Consider the following 16,494-nt stretch of genomic DNA (forward strand, 5'->3'; position numbering starts at 1 on the left):
GCTGCCTATGAGTGAAGAACGACAGGTCCAAAACCTGCCGGTGTCCTACAAACTACTAATTAGGAGAGGCATACTTTCATGAAATTAGGATTACAGGTTCCGGTTTTTACATTTCCGCAAGGTCAGGAACACCTGGGCGACACGTTTGGCCTCATCGCTGAAAGGGCCGAGCAGGTTGGACTGTATAGTTTTTGGGTGATGGACCATTTTTTCCAGATCGCGGTCTTTGGTCCGCCTGAGCAGGAGATGCTTGAAGGATGGAGCGCTCTAGCATTTGCGGCTGGTCGCACAAAGCAGATCAAACTTGGTACGATGGTCACTGGCATCACATATCGTCATCCTGGTTTGCTGGTAAAGACCGCGACCACGCTGGATGTTCTGTCGAAGGGTCGAGCATACTTCGGGGTTGGCGCGGCCTGGAACGAGGAAGAGCATCAAGGGTTGGGTGTCCCTTTCCCACCTCTGAAGGAGCGTTTTGAGCGCCTGGAGGAGACATTGCAGATCGCGCATCAAATGTGGGCGGGGGACGAGACTCCATTTGAGGGCAAGCATTATCAACTTCAACGGCCCCTCAACTCGCCCCAGTCTGTGCAAAAGTCACACCCCCCGATCCTGATTGGCGGCGCGGGCGAGAAGAAAACTCTGCGCCTGGTTGCGAAGTATGGCGATGCCTGTAACTTCACGTTGCGCCTCGGCGCGGACGTTGTGGCTCACAAGCTAAACGTTCTTCGTGAGCACTGCGCTACTGAGGGTCGCCCCTATGAAGCCATTGAGAAGACGACCATCGATTCTTTCGCCCTGACTCGCGATGGCAGAAATGGCACGGTAAGCCCAGCGCAGGCCATTGAGAAGTTCGCGGCCCTGGCGGAAATGGGAATCGATCACGCCCTATTCAGTCTTCAGAATATCGCTGATTCTGAGCCATTTGAAGTCCTCAATAACATCGTGCCGGTGGTGGATAAGATCCCCGTCGCTGGTCGTTAAGCCTTATCTCAAGGATTGCTCCAGGCCCCACACTATCGAACGGCACCGATAATGTGGGGCTTGCCCGCTTAAAAAACGTTCGCATTGAGCACGACCTGGCTCTCTGGGGCGAGATTCAGGGGCTGGTGAGCATTGCCAGTGATGGTACAGCGTTCAATGGTTCCTCTACCATTTGTGATAGCCACTATCCCGCTCTGAAGCCCCTCGCGTATCTTGCAATAGCGGATGTTGGGTTCGCCAGAACTGGCGATGAGGACGTTGGCATGCGCATTGGCGAAGATATCGCAGTACTCGATGATGCCAAGCCCCTGCTCCTCGATGGCGACGCCATACCCCTGACCATCATGGATCTTGCAGAGGTAGAGATATGGTGTGCCACCTGTCGTGATACGAACGTTGTCACCAGCGTTGGCGAAGATATCGCAGTCCTGAAATGATCCCCTCCCCTTCTGCTGAATTTCGAGGCCGCTTCCTTCATTATGGTGCAACTTGCAGCGCAACAGAAGTGGGCTGCCCTGGTTAACAATCGCCGCCGCTGCTTTGGCATTATGGTGGAGTTCGCAGTCTTCGAGCGTCCCTCGGCCCCAGTCTTGTACCAGCAGGCCGTGTTGCTGGTTATAATGCAGGGTACAGTGGCGCAGAGTTGGATTACCATCTTCGGCGATATAGAGCCCATGCTGAGCGTGCCCGGAGATATCGCAGTATTCGATGATGCCCTCGGCCTTCTGGTAGACCGCGATCCCGCTGGCGGGACTATAGTAGATGTTGCAGTAGCGGATGGTGGGTCGCGTCCCCTCGCCATAGATGGCTACGCAGGTAGAGGACTCAGAACTAATTTCACAATTTTCGATGAAGAGTTCGCCTTCAGGGATATGCAGCGCGTTATAGCTCTCACCCTGCTCACCTACCTGACAACGAATAGTCAGGCCGCTTATGCTGGCATGCTCTGTTCGTATCGTAATTGTATGCTGGTCCTGGCTCTCAAGAATGATCTGCTCGCGAGGGCCATTGCCTATGATCTGAACATCCCTATCGAGTAGCACATGCTCGCTATAAACTCCCGCCCGTACCATCACCAGCGTACCCGGTGTCGCGTGCTCAATGGCTTCACTTATCGATGTGTAATCACCGTCACCCTCCTGCGAAACCACAAGTGTCTCCTGAAGCTTCATTGTCACATGTGGACGTGGCCCCAACGGTGGCGCGAATCCCTGACGGTTGGCCCGTAGCCGTTGGATGTTGCGCAATTCCTCAGCGACGGCGTGCGCGTCCTGGGGCCGTTTCGCCTCCTTCATCTCAAGCATCTGCGTAATGAGCGCCTCCAATTCAGCATTGCCCGGAGATTGCGTGTCCAGGTCGAGAGGCTGGAAGAGAAAGGGCGTAGAGCCAGGATTGATGCCGGTAATGGCATGGTGCAGGGTCGCGCCAAGGCTATAAATATCGGACCTGATAGTAGTTTGCATGCGCCCATACTGCTCAGGAGAGGCATAGCCGGGCGTGCCGAGACTAATAGTGTCCTTGGCTTGACCGGGCTTAAAGAAACGCGCGATCCCGAAGTCTATCAGATACAGATGATCGTTCGCGGCGAGCATGACATTATCAGGCTTGAGATCACGAAAGACGATAGGAGGCTGGTGAGCATGCAGGTAATCCAGCACGTCGCAGAGTTGCAGGCCAATCTGAATGGCGTCTGTTAGAGGAAGCTTGCCGTCAAGAGCGCTCGCGAGGCGCTTGTCCAGCGTCTCGCCCTCAATATAGTCCATGACCAGATACCAGCGCCCCCGCTCTTCAAAGTGGTCGTAAATGCGCGGCAGATGAGGATGATTGAGGCTCGCGAGCAGTTGCGCTTCATGCTTAAAGGAGGCGATGGCCTCCCGCGTCTCCTGGGGGTCGAGCCCACGCATGCCCATCTCTTTCACGGCACGGATGGCATTACCAAAGAGCGTATCCTCCATCTTGTAGACAGCGCCAAAGCCCCCCTGTCCGAGTTTCTCAAGGATGGTGTAGCGCTGTTTCAACTGGTGGGAGGTGGTAAGCAGGCCAGTGGCGGTGCTAGCATGGACCATCTGTGGCTGTCCACAGGAATAGCAGAAGCGGGCGTCGGAGCGGTTGGTCGCGCCACACTGATCGCAAAAGCGGGTCGAAGCTTCCATAGTCACGGTACTCTTCTCTCAAATAATATCAAGGCCTCTTCATGTGGCCTCTATATACAAGAACGTAGAGTTACGCGTTTGATATAAGCTTGTTATTCTCATCCTCCTCATGTATACTCAATGGCAACAAAAGGAGCGCTTTTTTCATTTTAAATCGATTGGTGCGAATAAAAATTGTTTGCTCGGTTCATTATGAAAAGAGTTTATTTGTGTTGTCTGAACATCGATCAAACATATGAGATGAAGGAAATATGAATGTATAACCCGTATGGACCACGGGGCGATAGCCAGCCACACACTCCACCGTTTGGCCCCCCCTACAGCCCAATGCAAGGACAACCTTACCCACAAGGACCTATGCAGCCCTATCCACAAGGACAACCTTACCCACAAGGACCTATGCAGCCCTATCCACAAGGCCAACCCTATCCACAAGGACCGATGCAACCTTATCCGCAGGGACCTATGCAGCCCTATCCGCCTACTCCTCCGCCAAAGAAGAAAGGAAAAGCCATCCTGATTGTCCTTCCCATCCTGCTAGTCGTCTGTTCTCTCTCAGGATGGTTTTGTGCAAATGCTGACTTTTCTATCGGAGATGGTATACAAATAACAGGTTTTTTAGCTGAACCAAGAGTGCAGGCGACAGCGACCTACAATGCCAGCCACTATCCTTTCGGAACAGAAATCCGTTTTGCGGATGGATTGAGTACTGTATCGGGGAAGTGGAAAACTGGATCAGGCTGTAATATTCAGGGTGGCGCTCTGCATGTGAGCGAGGCAACGAGCGGGACGTTTAATCCGTGTTTGAGTACCTATAGCCCATTTCTCGATACTTCTGATAATTATACGTATGAGGTCACGATCAAGCAAATGCATGCATATGCCGCTGGCTTGATCTTTCGCGGAAAGAATGATGATGATCCTTTCTTCCATTTTTTGCTCATTTATAGTAATGGAACTTACGCTCTGTCTGTGTACGATCAATTAGGTAAACATAAATCTTTTGATGTGCTCAAGTCAGGGAAGCTACAGGGACAACTTTCATTTCCACTACGTATTGGTGTTGTCAACAAACATATGCAGAGCATTGGGCTTTATGCCAATGGCACAGAACTAGCGACTGTGAGCGATAATGACCTTGGGAATTCAGGGAACCTTGGTGTAGCAGTGTTCAAAGATCAAGGAACTGAGACAGCTTCGGCTGATTTTGTGGATGCCAAATGCTGGAAACGCTCAAGTAACAGTGACACATAGAGCTAGCGAGTTCGTCGCTAAAACGGATTTAGCATCAATGCAACCATACAAATAAGCAGTTGTCGGCATTGGGTGAGGACAGCGTGGGGGTAGGCACAACGCAGGCACAAGCTCTGTGCCTCCCTCAACGCAAAGTGGTCGCGTACACATATCGCGATTACTGATCCTGTGCCATTCCAATGCCATCCTCTCCCATCACCAAGCCATCTTCTATCCCCACCCCATATGTAGGCGTTGGGCTTTAGCCAATGCCATGCCCCTTGCGCTAACCCTTTCATTGATGAGTCTGCTCAGCATGGGTGACAAAAATGGACCCTTTCCCGTCTTGTGTATGCGCTGAAGAAAACGTCACGCACATTCGCAAAAAGAGAGGAAAATCATCCATGCAAGAACTATCTCCCGCACCGTATGATGTAGTTATTGTCGGAGGGGGCCTGGCTGGCTTAACGGCGGCTTCCTATCTGGCCCGAGGCGGACGCTCAGTCCTCCTTCTTGAGAAGGCCAGCCAATTAGGGGGGCGCGCCATAACCACGGAGCGCCACGGCTTTCTCTTCAATCGAGGCATTCATGCCCTCTATTTGACCGGCCCTGGCGAAGCGGTCCTGCGCGACCTCAATGTAACCTACCAGGGGAAGCGATCAGAACGAGAACGCTATGAGGTCGACTCTCAGGGAAACTTTCACCGTCTCCCGAGCAATGCTGTCACCTTGCGTACCACGAGTCTGCTCAACGATGAGAGCCGTACCGAACTTGGTCAGCTCTTGATGCGCCTGGCAACGCTCAATCCAGAGACGCTCATGGGTACAAACCTGCAAGATTGGCTGGATCAGTCAGTTGTCCATCCTGTGGTGAGACAGTTTGTTGAGGCCGGAGCACGCCTGGCAACCTACACGCATGCTCCTCAGTTGCTTGATGCAGGCGTCGCCCTGGAGTTTATTGGTAAGCGTCCTGATGCCCTGCGCATCGATGGTGGCTGGCAAACCCTGGTCGATGGACTGACAACCGCAGCCCGTCAGGCTGGCGCGCAGCTTGAGACTCGCGCCAGAGTCGTCGCCATTGAAACAGGCCAGGAGGATCATCTGATCCGTTTGGCCGATGGAAGCGCATTTCAGGCAAAGGCGGTAGTGCTGGCACTTCAGCCAGCGTTGGCAGCTCAGTTGGTAGTCAATGGACCACGAGAGATCTTGCATTCCTATGCCGAGCAGACCATCCCGTTGTACGCCGCCTGTCTGGATCTCGCACTTCGGCGCGTGCCCAATCCTGAGCGATTTACCGTGCTGCATCTCGACCGCCCACTTTTCTATGCCAACCATGCTCCTAATGTCCGTCTAGCGCCAGAAGGTGGGGCATTACTTCATCTCATCAAATATCTGGGACCCGATGAAAAGAACAACGCTGATAACGACCACGCTGAGCTGGAAGCCTGGCTCGATCAATTGCAGCCAGGTTGGAGAGAGGAAGTGGTATCACAGCAGTTCTTGCCGCATATCCTTGTCTCCTCTGATATGCTTCAGGCAAGACGCAAGGGTCTGGCGGGACGACCTGGACCAGCCGTTCCTTCTGTCAACCATCTGTACGTCGCTGGCGATTGGGTCGGAGACGTTGACCATCTTGCGAACGCGAGTTTGGTGAGCGCTTCGCAGGCAGCAAAAATGATTCTGGCGAGAGCAGAGTAAGTGGAAGCACCTGGATTCCTTTTGGAGACGAACATGGATACAGAAACGATATTTCGAGAGTATCGCCCGCTCTTGTTTTCTTTGGCCTATCACATGTTGGGAAGTGTCATGGATGCCGAGGATTGTGTACAAGAAACACTCCTGCGCTGGAAGCACGCTGAGAGTAAGGGAGAAACGAAGGCTATTCACTCTCCACGGGCCTTTCTGTGTACGATTGCGACCAACTGGTGCCTTGATCACCTGCGCAAAGCACGCGTGAAGCGTGAAATGCCGATGGGCGCGTGGCTACCAGAACCACTGGTCACGGCTGATCTTGAGACGCAGGCGGAGATTGCAGAAACCCTCTCGGTTGCTTTTCTGCGCTTGCTTGAGCAACTCTCGCCGCTGGAAAGAGCCGTCTTCCTGCTGCGTCAGGTCTTTGACTACGAATATGCTGAGATTGCACGGATAGTTGGAAAAAGCGAGCATAGCTGTCGTCAAATCATCTATCGCGCCCGCCAACATCTGGCATCTTCACGACCCCGCTATTCTGTCTCGAAAGAGCAGCATGAGCAGTTCTTGCAACGCTGCCTGGAGGCAAGCTCTCAAGGGGAGATGCAAGCCCTGCTGGATCTGCTCGCGGAAGATGTGACGCTCTACAGCGATGGCGGTGAGCTGCGTTGGCCGATGCCGTTGCATGGCGCGACTTCAGTGGCACGCTACCTACTCGCGGTAGTCGAAAGAGTCTCGCGGGAAACGGAGTGGTCCTGGAAGCTCGCCACCGTCAACGGGCAGCCTGGCATCGTTGTTCATGCTTATGGGAGAGTCGATGCCATTGTGACATGTGAGCTCCTGGAGGGGCGTATCCAGGAGCTCGATTTGATTGTCAATCCAGACAAATTACACCATCTCCAATAGAGGCTCTTTACGATGTCTCCCTTCCCATCAAACTCCATATGGTACAATACATTTGATAGAGCATATTTTGTTGAAAGGTGAGTAGGAGTGGCATGTCATCTCCCGGTCTGGTGCATTCCTCACAACCCCACCAGGAGAGTATCCTGGGCGTCGTTGAGCGCGTAACCTACCACGCGGAAGAGTCTGGCTATACGGTCGCGCGCTTCAATGTGCCCGGTCAGCGCGATCTGGTGACGATTGTGGGTAGCTTCCCCTCAATTTCGCCGGGACAGACCTTGCGCCTGACGGGGCTCTGGCGCGAGCATCCCAAATATGGGGCACAATTCCAGGTGACGCACTCTCAGGAGACAAAACCAGCCACGCTCACCGGCATTGAGAAGTACCTGGGCAGCGGGCTTATCAAGGGTATCGGACCTGTGACGGCTAAACGCATCGTGGCCCACTTCCAGCAAGAGACCCTGGATATCATCGAGTCACAGCCCGAGCGCTTGAGCGAGATTCCAGGCATCGGCACGCGTCGTGTGCGTATGATCGCTCAAGCCTGGGCGGCACAGAAGGCCATCAAGGAGGTCATGATCTTCTTGCAGGGCAATGGCGTCTCCCCAACCTATGCCGTCAAAATCTACAAGCAGTATGGAGACGACGCCATCGCCGTTGTCTCGAAGAACCCCTACCAGCTTGCCGCCGATATCTATGGCATCGGTTTTATTACCGCCGACACCATCGCGCGCCATATCGGGATCGCTCCCGACGCCGATTTCCGCTATCAAGCTGGAATCCTGTATGTGCTGAGTCAGGCATCGGAGGATGGTCATTGCTTCCTACCCGAAGCCGAATTGGTTCAGCGCTCCGTTGAGCAACTGGCCCTACCTGAGACGCCTGTGGACCCCAAGCGCATCACGGACCTCCTCACACGTATGACCGAGGCCAAAGAGCTCATTACGCAGCCCGGCTATGGCGAGCTTGCCGACCAACCCATCTGCTATTCCCCCGCCTTCTACCATACCGAAGTGGCCCTGGCGAAGCGCCTGACAAATCTCGCGCGCCAGCCTATCGAGGTGGATGCCTCCCGCGTCACGCGCTGGATCGATGGCTACACACGCAAGAAGGAGATCGAGCTTTCGGATGAGCAGCGCCGGGCCGTCGAGCTAGCAGCCACCTCGCGTATCCTGATCCTGACCGGGGGCCGGGTTGCGGCAAGACCTTCACCACCAAAACTATCGTCGCCCTCTGGAAGGCCATGGGGAAGACGCTCACGCTTGCCGCGCCAACTGGTCGCGCCGCGCAGCGCCTCTCCGAGATGAGTGGACATGAGGCGCGCACCATTCACCGCCTGCTTGCCTTTGATCCCAAGTCTATGAGCTTCCGCCACAACGAAGAGAATCCCCTGCCAACCGATGCCCTGGTGGTCGATGAAACCTCCATGCTGGACCTCTTTCTGGCGCACTCGCTCTTCAAGGCCGTACCCCAGCGCGCGCAAATCCTGCTCGTCGGCGATATCGACCAGTTGCCCAGTGTCGGGCCGGGCATGGTCCTGCGCGACCTCATTCATTCAGAGCGCATCCCCGTGGTCCGACTGACAACGATCTTCCGACAGGCGGCTCAGAGTCACATCATCCAGAACGCGCATCGCATCAACACCGGGCAGTTTCCGCAACTTACCCCAACCACGCGCTTCGAAAAATCAGATTGCCTGTGGTTGGAGGCCGACGAGCCCACACTGGGAGCCGAAGGAATCGCCCATCTCGTCAATGAATACCTCCCCAGGCACGGCATTGATCCCGTACGCGATGTGCAAATCCTCTCACCTGCTACACGCGGCGACGTGGGGACGCGCCAGCTTAACACCATGCTTCAGCAGGCGCTCAATCCGCCAGGAGAAGGCAAAACAACCCTCGCGCGCGGCTCCGGCGCTTTCCGTGTGGGTGACCGCGTGATTCAGCAGGTCAATGATTATCAGCGCGAGGTCTTCAATGGCGACCTGGGAACGATCAGCAGGATAGACCTGGATGAGCAGGAGGTCCGCGTCCAGTTCGCGGAGCGCGAAGTCACCTACGACTATGCCGACCTCAACGAACTCTCGCTCGCCTGGGCCATTACCATCCACAAATCGCAGGGCAGCGAATACCCCGTCGTGATCCTCCCTCTCTTCGCCCAGCATTATATGCTGCTCAGTCGCAATCTCCTCTACACTGGCCTTACGCGCGCCCAACGACGCGCCATCCTCGTTGGTCCCACCAGGGCTATCGGCATGGCAGTCAATCGCGTCATGGACCGCGAGCGCTATACCGCCCTCGCCGACCGTCTGCGCGGGAGTGAGGACAGCGCTGTATAGCGGCGCTTTAGTTGCTGTGAGCAATCGAAAGGAGAATGCGCCCGCGTCCATGACCGGTCTGACTGCGTTCGTGCGCGAGGTGAGCCTCCGCGAGTGGAAATGTATGTTCGATAGCCGTGCGCACCTGCCCAGCAGCCATTAAGTGCGCGATGTCGCCCAGGAGGCGGGTTGAGGGATAGGGGAATGCAGCGGTATTCTTCATAGCACGAATACCAAGCTCACGCGCTACATCCTGGGGTGGCTCTTCCAGGAGCGAGACCAGGATACCGCCATGCCTGACTACGCGCATCGAACGCCGCATGGTCTCGCCTCCGATCATATCCAGAACCGCATCCACATTGCGCGCCTCCGATTCAAACTGCGTGGTCGTGTAATCAATCACAATCTCCGCACCAAGCGAGCGCGCATAGTCTAGATTAGCGCTTGAAGCGGTAGCGATCACATGAGCCCCCTTCAGACGCGCGAACTGTACGGCGAAGAGGCCCACGCCACCTGCGGCGGCATGGATCAGAATGCGTTGCCCCGCTTGCAGATCGATGTTCTCATTGAGAGCAGTCCAGGCAGGTGTCGCGCCGCCCGAGATGGTCGCTGCGTCCTCAAAGCTTAACGCCTCTGGCTTGGGTGCCAGATTCTCTACGGCGGCAGTTGTGTACTCGGCATACGCGCCCCGATTAGCGCGCCCAAATACCGCCTGTCCAACCCGAAAACCTACGACGTCGGGACCAACAGCCTCGATGACGCCCGCGATGGCACTGCCAGGAATATAGGGAAAGGTCGCGGGCATCACGTTATGGAACGCCCCCGAACGGATCTTCCATTCCAGAGGTAGCACGCCTGTCGCATAGACACGTATGAGAACCTCGCCTTCCCGTGGCTCCGGGCGCGGCACCGTCTCAAGCCGAAGCTCTTCTGGCCCTCCATACTGATGCACTCGAATCGCCTGCATCATATCTTGTGTCATGATTACATCCTCATTTTCATTGATATGGATAATCCCCCTTCGACCTCCTTTAGCCTCTTCATCGCGGCTAACTATAACACGCAGACCACGGGCAAAACACACGCCTATTGACCAGTTTCCAACCTGTACCAATGGGCAATGCTCTCACTCATGTATGCCCCTAGACGAAGATAGAACGAGACTCCTACAGTAAGGGGGTCTCGCTCTATCTTCATTCATACCCCGCCGCTCTTCACAGCCTACACTTGCGCGAAACCACCATCCACAAACAATTCTATTCCCGTGATGTAGCTACTGTCGTCTGACGCAAGGAATACTACGGCCTTGGCTATCTCATCTGGTGTGCCAAGCCTACCAAGCGGAACACTTGTGGAAATCATCTTCTTGCGTTGCAGGCCCACCTCTGAGGATGCCAGCAGGTCATCCAGTCCGGGTGTTTCGATAGAGCCAGGACTGACCGCGTTCACACGAATGCGCCGATCCTTTAAATCCGTTGTCCACGTTCGCGCGAACGAACGCACAACAGCCTTTGTGGCGCTATAGACACTATTCGACGGCAAGCCTTTGCTCCCGACAATGGACGCATTCAAGATGATAGAAGCACCGTCCGGCAGCAGTGGAAGCGCCTTCTGCACCGTGAAAAGGAGACCCTTCACATTGATCGTGAAGATCGAATCGTAGAACTCTTCGGTGATCTCACCAAGGGGAGCATACTTCGCAATACCGGCATTCGCGAAGACAATATCGAGCTTGCCTTTCTCCTGCTTGATGTGTGCGAAAAGACGATCAAGATCGCCAAGATTGGACACATCACCCCGAATGCCGCTCACATTCCTCCCGATTTCCTTTATCGCCGCAGCCAACTCTTTATCGCGGCGTCCCGTGATGAAGACGAATGCGCCTTCATTCACAAACTGCTGCGCTGTGGCCTTGCCAATACCGCTCGTACCACCAGTAACGAGGGCTATTTTCCCTTCTAACTTTCCCATGGATTTCTCCTTATGATTTTTGTTCTGTGACGAAAAAGGTCATCATACGATAGCTCTGCGATTTAGTTTCATCATGCAACTTACATTACCATGACTATACCACAGTGGGTTGCATTATGCAACCCACTGTGGTATCCTAAGAAAAAGAAGAGAGGACACTGTATATTTCCAGGATAGGAGGCGCACATGCGACGACAGAGTTTCGCGTCTATGGATTGTCCAATCGCCCGCACCTTAGATATTGTGGGAGAGTGGTGGACCCTGCTCATTCTGCGCGATCTGGCGCAGGGGATTAATCGCTTCGACACCCTTCAGCAACATTTGGGGATTGCGCGCAATATCCTGACCGTGCGTTTACAAACGTTGCTGGATCATGGTTTGATTGAGCGGCAGTGTTATCAGCAACGACCAGAGCGCTTTGAATATCGGCTCACCGAGAAAGGAGCCGATATGAACGCCGTGCTTAAAGCACTCAGGCAATGGGGTGAACGATGGACGCAAGCTCCAGATCCCACCTCAACCACCTCCCTTTCGCATGGACAAACGAGCGAAGATACCACGCTTCCGACTCACCCTCTTTCATGAAAGAGATCCTCAAATAGCTCTATTACTCCTGGTTGGGCAAATAACCTCTACTGAAAGTGAATAAGCCCTCTTTTCATCGCGAAAGCACAAATTCACTGCTTTTCGGGAATAAACTCTGTATCCTTTTCACTTATAATTAATAAGATGCCAATCTATTGTAATCGAAACATAAACCGCCGGGCTGACTGGCGAGAAGAGAACGATGAGCATCCTGTGAGTTATTTTGTTGATGCCGTTGGCATGAACAAAGGAGGAATAATGAGCGAATTTGATGCTTGGAATAGCAAGGTTATCGAAGAATTTCACGCGAACAATGGCAAGGTAAACGGGGGCAATTCCGTGCTCCTGTTAACAACGACGGGAGCCAAAAGCGGCAAGAAGCGTCTCAACCCGCTGGCATACACAACAGACGGCGAGCGTTTGGTTATCATTGCGTCCAAAGGTGGCGCGCCAACCAATCCTGACTGGTATCACAATGTCGTCGCCAATCCCGATGTGACCGTTGAGGTCGGCGCTGAAACATTTGAGGCCAGAGCCACCGTCGCGGAAGGCGCGGAACGCGATGAACTTTACGCCAAGCAGGCCGCGCTTATGCCCAATTTCGCCGAGTATCAGGCAAAGACCACGCGCAAAATCCCGGTTATCGTACTGACTCGCAAATAGTAAATAATCAAGGAAGAGGAGTTATCCACTACCACCTCTCCCCCAAAATATGACAAAAAACGCGCCTATCAACCTTTCTCGTCAGGAAGGGTCGATAGGCGCGTTCGTTCATCAACCACAATGAGCAAATGTGAGTAGTTTCGATTTTATCCCCAATTTTCGATGAAGCCAGTAAATGTCCCTTACGCGTAAGAAGGCTTCTTACTTATAAAGCCCAACATGGCCCCAAACCAGCCTATGAGAGTACCGCAGACCATGTCGAAGGCAACGAACAAGAGATTATTGACGAGTATTGCTCTGAAAACCCACCACGTCACATTACCTCCAAATTGGAGAAAAGAGTCTTGATTGTGCGGAAATGCCGATGCTAGAAGCATGAGCAACACAACAAACCCAATGACAATGATCGCAAAAACGATATAGATAGCCAATCCGCTATAAAGGCCAGCCTTTAGCCCTGTCAGCAAGCCTGTGCGAATGCTTCCTGTTTTCCTGCTTATGAGCCATCCTACAAAAGCGTAAAAGGGAAGGCTCACGAAGCCCAGAACAAGAGTATCTATGAGAGCGATGGCGTCATCGCTCTTGAAAGTGAGTGTCGCATCTGAATGGTATATGAACACAGTCTTTTGCATCATCACATAGAGAATAACTCTCAGCCCAGATATGGCAAGGGCCGTGAGAAGCGCGTATTTAAAGGAAGATACTGGTCTGGGGCTGGTAGCGATTGTCTTTGCATCCTGCATGAAGATTCTCCCACATATTCACTCTGCTTAAGGCACAAAATAAGTGTTTCAGCCGAGGATGATGCGCAATTAACTTCAGTTCGCGCATCCAAACTGGCAAACCACTTGCAGGCACCTCTAATCCCCTTTGAGGGAGCAGTTTGTCTGGCACAATTATACCCTAAACTTGTGGGTCCTCAGAGAATGGTGACCACCAATTGGCTCATGTCTCTAGTGTAGATGTGGAAGCGCGCAAAGCGCCTGTGACGCTCCTCTCCAAAAACCTTCCCGCACCCTATATTATCTGCAAGGATGGCAGGGTCACAGTAGGCATACTTCCCACCGGGCGTAGCCCCTCAAAGAGGTCATGCTCTTCACGCCGCCCACTGTTAACGAGGCTCATAGCGCGATAGAACTCTTGCGGTCCCCAGAGGCGCTTATGTACCTCAACTGGGATAGGTGGCAGAGAATCCAGGCGGGGAATTTGCGTGCGATGGCAGCGAACCGCGTCCCAGGACTCATGCCAGTAGTCGCTCGTATCCAGGCGTGTCGTCACGGCCCACTTCACCCAGGAAAGGGAGGTCCGCTCCTGTCCGTCAATGTGCATAATCATGTCGCCGAAGATCGGAACATAGGTTGCGAACCAATCCTCAGTTGAAACGCGGTAATACAGCTTGGCGACACGATGAGGAGCCAGGGTCGCGCCACAGGGAGAGCTCGCATCAGCGGCGCATAGCACGGCGGCGGTCGTAAACTGCGAAATAGCGATATGGTCCGGGTGACCATAGAGACCATCAGGGCCAAATGATACTACGACATCCGGGCGCACCTCGCGAATGAGTGTCGCCACCTGGGCTACTACCTCACGCCCATTGGCCTGATCCAGATCCCCATCAATGTAGTTCAAGAAGTCCAGCCGCTTGATTCCCAGCACATCGCACGCCGCGCGTAACTCGCGCTCACGCATGCGCCCCAGAGCTGCCTCGCCGGGATACTCGCTCCAATCGAAGAACCAGCCGCGCTCCCCACGCGTCGCCACGACCAGCGAGATCTCTACTCCCTCGGCGGCATACTTCGCCAGCGTCCCCCCTAACGCGATTGATTCATCATCCGGGTGCGCCAGCACGCACATTAACTTCAGCGGTGCAACCATTCCACATTCTCCTAACAAATACTCTTTAAAATATTAATTACATCTTCAATAATATATAAAGCCTCCCCAGTAAAGAGAAGAAAACATCAGGTGGAAGCATCTTCACGGTGATTTACAGGTGGCAGAGGCGTGATATTAGCAGGAGCAACAGTAGGGGCACACATAAATATAACCTAAAAACATCCACGCACCTCGTTCCGTTGAAGACCTGAATCATCTCTCCAGGTCAAATACAACTTACTTGATCTAATAAGTCAAGTATACTCAGCCCTCCAAGTAATGTCAAGAAAGCCCACCACAAAGGCTATCAATCGCTACACACCCAACATCTTTGTGCTTCGGTGCGTCCTTTGGGGGAAATAGAATGTGGAAGCGGTGGGGGGAGGGAAAACAAGCGAGGTGCAGATAGAGGCAAGGGCTTTTTAATTTTACTAGCGCTAGTAAATATCCTCTGCCAAAACAGGCCGGAGGGGCCACACCTGGCAGGTGTGACCCCTCCGAACCGATGTTGCTCAGCGCTTACGCGGCCGGCTGGAACAGGACGCCACCCGGGCGGCGGAAGAAGCGCAGGATCACCGGCTGCTGCTGGACTCCGTGCAGCGGGCCGATGTACTCCGGGTCGTCATCCATCACCGGAGCGATGACATCCGTCCGTCCCGCGCGGATGGCCTGATCCTTCATCTTCGGCGGGAGGATGAAGAAGAAGCCTCCGCTGGCCGGCGGGAGCCAGGAGATGCTGGTCGGGATCGTCTGCCCCGCGTGTGGGAAGTAGGCCAGTCGACCATCCTTCGTGAGGTAGTAGATGTCACTTCCCGTCAGGTTGGTGAACCACTCCGCACCCAGCAGCACGCCCTTCATCTGCTGTCCACCCAGGCGCTTGGTTTCCAGCTTGCCGCCCACGGAGACCATCCGGTGCTCCGCGCCCTGGAACTTGAGGACGTACTGGCCATTCTCGGCGACGATCTCGATGGGCTCACCGTTCCAGGTGATCTGCCCACTCCTGTCGACGCTGAAGGTCCTTGCTGCCTCGCGGACGAGCTGGACTTGTACCTGCATGGTCTATGAACCCTTTCGGGTTGGGCGAGAGCCTTGTTGCGCTCTCGCAGTGAATGTGACCTTGCTTGCTGAGAACATCGGTTGATCGTTCCCATTTCACCCACTCAACATGTGAGCGTATGAGCAGGGGTTCATCGTTGTGACTGAACCGATCATGTCCAGTCCCGATTCGACCGTCATCTTCCGCGAAGTCTCAGCGAGCAAGACTGGCGGGAGAATCGGCGGGTATGAACCAGAACCCGGCCACCTTGCCAACGCAACTTGCGTCACGTCCGCATAAATGAATCAGTGGTGGCAACCGATAGACTCTGCTAGATACTATAACGCAAGATCTTGCAGTGATGCAAGATATGAACCACCATCATTAGCAGGTGCGGATCATATTTTGGCATTCGTGCTAGCGTCCTGAAAGATGTCAGCTCTCATCCGAGCCTGATATTGTTGTGTTTACAAAAAATCTGAATGATACCCCATTTCCCCCTTGCGCCTGGATATACAGCTAATTTGTGTGTTATACTCACACTAAATTTGTACATCTTCCTCTGGCTCCGTAAAAGTTGTAGACGGAGGAGATGGAGTTCACATCACAGGGTGAACTTGCTTGTTCCTCTACCATTGCTGATCTTCATTTGCTATTCGACTTAGGAACCTTCTGAAGGCGAATGGTTTGTGAGGAATGGATGCTTTATCAGGTCCGTCTCAGCAGAGAACCAGGTGGAACAAGGAGGTAAAGGAATGGCGAAAGCGAGTCACAGTCACCGCAAAGGTGCCACAACTCCTGCAGGTGTAAGGCTCACTTACAGGGGACTGAGCACTTCGCCTGAGGGCATCGGGCGGCGGGACGACGGGGAAGGCTGCCCCGGCTGCGCGTACGAGAACGCCCCCGACAACCTGAGGGGGGCGATGGGCGACCCGCCCAAGCACACCTGCGAGCAAACCGCGTGATGTGATGTAAGCCAGGAGACCGCCTCCCCTGCGCAGGGGAGGCGGTCTTCGCTTACCTTGCCCTCCACGAGAGCAGTTGCACCACAAAAGGCTCGCACACATGCATGTTGAGATGGCTGGA

Annotated in this window: 13 protein-coding genes and 1 pseudogene; 8 read left to right on the forward strand and 6 right to left on the reverse strand. The window is 54.1% G+C overall.

Annotated elements, in window-relative coordinates; genetic code table 11:
- The first annotated feature begins 78 nt into the window (after positions 1-78).
- Positions 79-984 carry an LLM class F420-dependent oxidoreductase gene (locus K3T82_RS31055; RefSeq protein WP_220197392.1) on the forward strand — a complete coding sequence of 302 codons (906 nt, stop codon included), beginning with the start codon at positions 79-81 and terminating at the stop codon, positions 982-984.
- A 68-nt stretch (positions 985-1,052) separates the two neighbouring features.
- Here the strand turns inward: K3T82_RS31055 and K3T82_RS31060 are convergent, their stop codons facing one another.
- Positions 1,053-3,137 carry a right-handed parallel beta-helix repeat-containing protein gene (locus tag K3T82_RS31060; protein ID WP_220197393.1) on the reverse strand — a complete coding sequence of 695 codons (2,085 nt, stop codon included), beginning with the start codon at positions 3,135-3,137 and terminating at the stop codon, positions 1,053-1,055.
- A gap of 255 nt (positions 3,138-3,392) precedes the next feature.
- On the opposite strand from K3T82_RS31060, the gene K3T82_RS31065 reads away from it, so the two are divergent.
- From K3T82_RS31065 to recD2, 4 genes and pseudogenes are all read left to right on the forward strand, one after another.
- Positions 3,393-4,391 (forward strand): hypothetical protein, encoded by a 999-nt coding sequence (locus tag K3T82_RS31065; protein WP_220197394.1) that lies wholly within the window; start codon positions 3,393-3,395, stop codon positions 4,389-4,391.
- A 383-nt stretch (positions 4,392-4,774) separates the two neighbouring features.
- On the forward strand, positions 4,775-6,067 hold the full coding sequence (locus K3T82_RS31070; protein WP_220197395.1) for a phytoene desaturase family protein: 1,293 nt from the start codon (positions 4,775-4,777) through the stop codon (positions 6,065-6,067).
- Between the two features lie 33 nt (positions 6,068-6,100).
- Positions 6,101-6,964: an RNA polymerase sigma-70 factor gene (locus K3T82_RS31075; RefSeq protein WP_220197396.1), complete on the forward strand. Its 864-nt coding sequence runs from the start codon at positions 6,101-6,103 to the stop codon at positions 6,962-6,964.
- Positions 6,965-7,056: 92 nt separating this feature from the next.
- Positions 7,057-9,299: pseudogene (recD2, locus tag K3T82_RS50225) on the forward strand (SF1B family DNA helicase RecD2).
- A gap of 7 nt (positions 9,300-9,306) precedes the next feature.
- On the opposite strand, the gene K3T82_RS31090 reads toward recD2, so the two are convergent.
- Together K3T82_RS31090 and K3T82_RS31095 are read right to left on the reverse strand one after the other, a co-directional pair.
- On the reverse strand, positions 9,307-10,260 hold the full coding sequence (locus K3T82_RS31090; protein ID WP_220197398.1) for an NADP-dependent oxidoreductase: 954 nt from the start codon (positions 10,258-10,260) through the stop codon (positions 9,307-9,309).
- A 239-nt stretch (positions 10,261-10,499) separates the two neighbouring features.
- Entirely contained in the window at positions 10,500-11,249 is a 750-nt protein-coding gene (locus K3T82_RS31095; RefSeq protein ID WP_220197399.1) for a glucose 1-dehydrogenase, read from the reverse strand.
- A gap of 186 nt (positions 11,250-11,435) precedes the next feature.
- On the opposite strand from K3T82_RS31095, the gene K3T82_RS31100 reads away from it, so the two are divergent.
- The gene (locus tag K3T82_RS31100) at positions 11,436-11,834 is read left to right on the forward strand and encodes a winged helix-turn-helix transcriptional regulator (protein WP_220197400.1); all 399 of its coding nucleotides are present in this window, start codon (positions 11,436-11,438) and stop codon (positions 11,832-11,834) included.
- Between the two features lie 258 nt (positions 11,835-12,092).
- A complete protein-coding gene (locus K3T82_RS31105) occupies positions 12,093-12,497 on the forward strand; it encodes a nitroreductase family deazaflavin-dependent oxidoreductase (protein WP_220197401.1) in 405 nt (134 codons plus the stop codon).
- Positions 12,498-12,679: 182 nt separating this feature from the next.
- Here the strand turns inward: K3T82_RS31105 and K3T82_RS31110 are convergent, their stop codons facing one another.
- From K3T82_RS31110 to K3T82_RS31120, 3 genes are all read right to left on the reverse strand, one after another.
- A complete protein-coding gene (locus tag K3T82_RS31110) occupies positions 12,680-13,240 on the reverse strand; it encodes a hypothetical protein (protein ID WP_220197402.1) in 561 nt (186 codons plus the stop codon).
- Between the two features lie 274 nt (positions 13,241-13,514).
- Positions 13,515-14,372 carry a PIG-L deacetylase family protein gene (locus tag K3T82_RS31115; protein WP_220197403.1) on the reverse strand — a complete coding sequence of 286 codons (858 nt, stop codon included), beginning with the start codon at positions 14,370-14,372 and terminating at the stop codon, positions 13,515-13,517.
- A 519-nt stretch (positions 14,373-14,891) separates the two neighbouring features.
- Positions 14,892-15,428 (reverse strand): hypothetical protein, encoded by a 537-nt coding sequence (locus K3T82_RS31120; RefSeq protein ID WP_220197404.1) that lies wholly within the window; start codon positions 15,426-15,428, stop codon positions 14,892-14,894.
- A 139-nt stretch (positions 15,429-15,567) separates the two neighbouring features.
- On the opposite strand from K3T82_RS31120, the gene K3T82_RS31125 reads away from it, so the two are divergent.
- Positions 15,568-15,708, forward strand: coding sequence for a hypothetical protein (locus tag K3T82_RS31125; protein ID WP_220197405.1), 141 nt, complete (start codon positions 15,568-15,570; stop codon positions 15,706-15,708).
- The last annotated feature ends 786 nt before the right edge of the window (positions 15,709-16,494 follow it).

The sequence above is a fragment of the Ktedonospora formicarum genome (assembly GCF_016587355.1).
In the GTDB taxonomy this organism is placed as follows: domain Bacteria; phylum Chloroflexota; class Ktedonobacteria; order Ktedonobacterales; family Ktedonobacteraceae; genus Ktedonobacter; species Ktedonobacter formicarum.

Bases quoted from the DNA above. Each gene is read 5' to 3' on its own strand.
- K3T82_RS31055 (WP_220197392.1), top strand. From the start codon at position 79: ATGAAATTAGGATTACAGGTTCCGGTTTTTACATTTCCGCAAGGTCAG.
- K3T82_RS31060 (WP_220197393.1), bottom strand. From the start codon at position 3,137: ATGGAAGCTTCGACCCGCTTTTGCGATCAGTGTGGCGCGACCAACCGC.
- K3T82_RS31065 (WP_220197394.1), top strand. From the start codon at position 3,393: ATGTATAACCCGTATGGACCACGGGGCGATAGCCAGCCACACACTCCA.
- K3T82_RS31070 (WP_220197395.1), top strand. From the start codon at position 4,775: ATGCAAGAACTATCTCCCGCACCGTATGATGTAGTTATTGTCGGAGGG.
- K3T82_RS31075 (WP_220197396.1), top strand. From the start codon at position 6,101: ATGGATACAGAAACGATATTTCGAGAGTATCGCCCGCTCTTGTTTTCT.
- K3T82_RS31090 (WP_220197398.1), bottom strand. From the start codon at position 10,260: ATGACACAAGATATGATGCAGGCGATTCGAGTGCATCAGTATGGAGGG.
- K3T82_RS31095 (WP_220197399.1), bottom strand. From the start codon at position 11,249: ATGGGAAAGTTAGAAGGGAAAATAGCCCTCGTTACTGGTGGTACGAGC.
- K3T82_RS31100 (WP_220197400.1), top strand. From the start codon at position 11,436: ATGCGACGACAGAGTTTCGCGTCTATGGATTGTCCAATCGCCCGCACC.
- K3T82_RS31105 (WP_220197401.1), top strand. From the start codon at position 12,093: ATGAGCGAATTTGATGCTTGGAATAGCAAGGTTATCGAAGAATTTCAC.
- K3T82_RS31110 (WP_220197402.1), bottom strand. From the start codon at position 13,240: ATGCAGGATGCAAAGACAATCGCTACCAGCCCCAGACCAGTATCTTCC.
- K3T82_RS31115 (WP_220197403.1), bottom strand. From the start codon at position 14,372: ATGGTTGCACCGCTGAAGTTAATGTGCGTGCTGGCGCACCCGGATGAT.
- K3T82_RS31120 (WP_220197404.1), bottom strand. From the start codon at position 15,428: ATGCAGGTACAAGTCCAGCTCGTCCGCGAGGCAGCAAGGACCTTCAGC.